Below are 3,851 nucleotides of genomic sequence, written 5' to 3'. Positions count from 1 at the left end.
GATTCACCAACAACAGTTGACGAAGAGCCGAGAAAGTGGAGAATGTGTCTCAGTTTAATTATCGGCGGGACTTATGTCCCAGCCTCTTTCGATTAGATTTTATGACTTACCAAGCTGACTATGTCTGATTCCGTAACTGAAGTAAAGAACCAGCCCAAATGCAAACCAGATTCCTGACGCAATCCAAGTTTCAGCTTGAAGTTGTGACAGCATCAGCATGCACAAGAATCCGGAAACAATTGGCAGAACCGGATACCAAGGAACCTGGTAGCCATGATGGTTTTGAATTTCTTTGTTTCGACGCAAAGGAATAATCCCAAATGATACAAACAAAAAGGCAATCAGAGTTCCAATATTAACCAGGTTGGTTAACTGCTCCAACGGAACGAAACCACCCATGAAGGCGATGATGATCGTAATGGTGATCATACTGTTTCTGGGGCTGCCCTTCTTATCAAGTTTGCCCAGGAACTTAGGGAGCAGGCCATCCCGGCCAATTGAGTAAATCAATCGTGATGAACTGTAAATCATGGTCACCATCATCGTGAACATCCCAGCTAACGCACCAAGTGAGATGATGCCGGCAACCCAATTCAAGTGAACGAATTGTAATGCAAAGGCAACTGGATCGGACACGTTCAGCTTGGTATAGGAAACCATCCCGGTAAGGACGATTGAAACGCCCACGTACAGAACTGTCGCAACAATCAAAGTTCCAATAATTCCAATTGGCATGTTCTTCTTTGGATTCTTAACTTCGGCAGCCGAACTGGATACGGCATCAAATCCAAGATAGGCGAAGAATACCGCCGCAGCGCCACCAAGAACACCACCGTGAGCACTGTGCCAACCAAATGGTAGAAATGGATGCCAGTTTGAAGGCTTAATATAGAACATTCCGACAACAATGAATAGAAGAATAATGGCAATTTTCACAACAACAATAATGTTATTCAATCGAACTGAAGAACGCATCCCCTGATTCAACATCCAAGAAATCAAAATGACGATAATAATTGCAATGACATTCCCATACGTGCCCTGACTCGGTACAAACGGTCCGGAGATTGCCTTCGGAAAGCCAATATGAAAACCTGCGAGAAATGACTGGAAGTAGGCGCCCCATGCACTTGAAACGGCAGCGACGGCCAAAACGTACTCCAAAATTAATGCCCAACCGAGGATCCAGCCGACAATTTCACCAAAAACCAGGTTCCCATAAGAATAGGCACTCCCAGCAACTGGCAACGCGGACGCGAATTCCGCATAACACATTGCGGCAGTTGAACAGACGATTGCAGCTACGATGAACGAAATGATGATACCTGGGCCAGCCTTGGTTGCGGCAACCGTACCGGGAAGAATAAAAATACCAGTCCCGATCACGGCTCCGATACCAAGGGCGATCAGATCAAATGCCGACATTGTCTTGATAAATTTCTTATCAGTCTCAAGATAGCGGTCTAATTGCTCCCGGCGAAAGATTCGTGCTAATAATGACATAAATGTGCCTCCGTATGTAAAATGAGTTATTGATTAAAATACTTAGTCTATTTTAACTTTCCAACCTGTATAAAGTCAATTTCAATCCATTGATGTAACCGGTTTATCGAAAATTAATTGCATATTTATGTATAAAAGCATCGTCAAATCAACATTCCTCGCTGAATTATTGTATCCTTGTACTAAAGATATGATTGAGGGGTGACGAATTTGAAAAAGAATCGGTTGGAGGCATTCACCGACGCAATTGTTCCCATTATTATGACCGTCTTGGTATTGGAGCTGAAACGCCCGGAAGAATTGAGCTGGAGTGGACTCTGGGGAATTCATGAAGAATTAATGTCGTACGCAATTTCGTTCTTCCTGCTGGCAATCGTTTGGGGTAACCACCATCACATGTTTTTACTGGTTAAATCCATTGACGGCTTTGTCATCTGGTCCAACACGTTACTGCTGTTCTTGCTCTCGTTTGTCCCGTTTGCAACCGGCATTGTCGACTCTGATCCACACAGCTTATTTGGATCGCAGCTCTATACCCTCTTATTCATCGGAATTAATCTTTCTTGGAATTTATTGAGAGTCAGTTTGGTCCGGGCAAATAAGTCGGTTAAAGCCGTCGTCGATTCGCTGCACCGCGATTCAAAAAGTATTTACACCCTGTTTGCTTTCATCGTCGTCTTCTTCGTGTCGATTTACTGGCATGAATTTGGCATGATTGGAACCTTTGTCGTCATGCTGTTGTGGGTAATGCCTTATCGCAAGATCGAACATGCTGCTAAAAGAATATAATAAAAAACTGTGCCCAGTTAATTAACTGAACACAGTTTTTGCTTTTTATGCGTTTTGCTTAGTTAAATCTTTCAATTCAATATTACTATCCATAATCCCAGCTTCACTACTCAAAACAATTCGGTTGTTCTTGTAATCCAACTTCATGTCCTGATCGAGGTAAATCTTGCTGTAGCCTTTAAAGGCCCAATCACCAAAATTTGCTTCCAGCTGGGTATTGTAGTCAGGCGTTTTGGCATCCTGATCAACCGCGATCACATCATAACTGGTATCCAGGGAGCAAATGCCAACCTTCGAGAATGGACCAACACCATCGTCAAAGCTGAGCAATAATCTGCTGTCAGCTGGGAATGCTTTCTTAAGTTGTTGAATGGCTTCATTTGTAATTGTTAATTTCATCTTCTCACCTCTTCTAATCATACTAATCCTTTGGCGAGAGATGTCAATTAAATTGTGCACAATTGTTCTTCTGATTTTTCTTAATGCTAATTTACCGTTATAATATGAACGAGGTGATTAAATGACAAAGCCAATGAAAGCCATTGTCATCAACGACTATGGTGATAGAAATCAACTAACTGAAACTGAAATGCCGATTCCTGAAATTAATGATAATCAACTTCTTGTAAAAGTCGTCAGTATTGGTGTGAATCCAATTGACTGGAAGACCCGGAAAGGCTTGAGAAAGGCCCGTTATCCGTTTGAGTTTCCAATCATTCTGGGCCAGGAAATGGCTGGTGTTGTTTCCAAAGTCGGCCAAAAGGTGACTGGTTTTAAGGTTGGCGACGCGGTTATCGGTTATGGTACACCAAGTAACCGCGGTACTTACGCAGAATACTATGCAATTGATGCAGATCAAGCGGCTCATAAACCGATTACCGTTTCATTCCAAGAAGCTGCCGGCCTAAGCTTGGCAGGGACAACCGCTTGGGAAGCCATGTTTGACGCCGGCCACTTAAAAGTCGGCCAAACGGTGCTGGTGTTGGCTGGTTCCGGTGGGGTTGGCTCAATGGCCATCCAGCTTGCCAAACATATCGGCGCTCATGTCATCACGACGACAAGTGCCACCAATGACAACTATGTCCGCAAGCTCGGCGCAGACAAGGTCATTGATTATAAGACCCAAGACTTTGCCAAAGTTTCACCGGAAGTCGACTTGGTCTTTGACACCCTTGGCGGTCAAAATCAGATTGATGCCTTCAAAGTTGTTAAGCCCGGTGGCCACGTTATCTCAATCGTTGAAACGACTGATCAGGCGACTGAACTTGGCAAAAAACAGGGTGTGACTTTTGAAAAAATCAACGCCCATCCGGATAAGGACATCATCACAACGTTGAGCAATCAGCTGGGTTCCGGCAAGCTCAAGGTCCCAATTGCCACCCAATTGAAGTTCAACGCAGAAAATGTCCAAGAAATGCACAAACTGAGTGAAACCGGGCATATTGTCGGTAAATTGATACTAAACGTTTAAGAGTCTGAAAATGCCAGCTAAATAATGGCTGCATGTTTAATCCAGAGTTAGCGGTAATGAAGTGCCCTACAATTGTTAGACAAGGAAG

4 protein-coding genes are annotated in these 3,851 nt (G+C 43.7%); 2 read left to right on the top strand and 2 right to left on the bottom strand.

The genetic code is table 11. The annotated features are described in order from the left end of the window. Positions 1-99: 99 nt before the first annotated feature. The gene (locus tag FD17_RS12785) at positions 100-1,503 is read right to left on the bottom strand and encodes an APC family permease (RefSeq protein WP_057826565.1); all 1,404 of its coding nucleotides are present in this window, start codon (positions 1,501-1,503) and stop codon (positions 100-102) included. A gap of 210 nt (positions 1,504-1,713) precedes the next feature. On the opposite strand from FD17_RS12785, the gene FD17_RS12780 reads away from it, so the two are divergent. Next, positions 1,714-2,292, top strand: a complete 579-nt coding sequence (locus tag FD17_RS12780) for a TMEM175 family protein (protein WP_057826564.1) — start codon at positions 1,714-1,716, stop codon at positions 2,290-2,292. A gap of 45 nt (positions 2,293-2,337) precedes the next feature. On the opposite strand, the gene FD17_RS12775 is transcribed toward FD17_RS12780, so the two are convergent. Continuing rightward, complete coding sequence (locus FD17_RS12775; RefSeq protein ID WP_156653634.1) at positions 2,338-2,691, bottom strand: iron-sulfur cluster biosynthesis family protein; 354 nt, start codon at positions 2,689-2,691, stop codon at positions 2,338-2,340. 121 nt (positions 2,692-2,812) lie between these two features. Between FD17_RS12775 and FD17_RS12770 the strand changes: the two genes are divergently transcribed. Continuing rightward, entirely contained in the window at positions 2,813-3,763 is a 951-nt protein-coding gene (locus FD17_RS12770; protein WP_057826562.1) for an NADP-dependent oxidoreductase, read from the top strand. The last annotated feature ends 88 nt before the right edge of the window (positions 3,764-3,851 follow it).

The organism is Lentilactobacillus sunkii DSM 19904 (genome assembly GCF_001435575.1).
GTDB classification, from domain to species: Bacteria; Bacillota; Bacilli; order Lactobacillales; family Lactobacillaceae; genus Lentilactobacillus; species Lentilactobacillus sunkii.
Note: the sequence above shows the minus strand (reverse complement) of the source record. Positions and strands in the feature narration are given on the sequence as shown.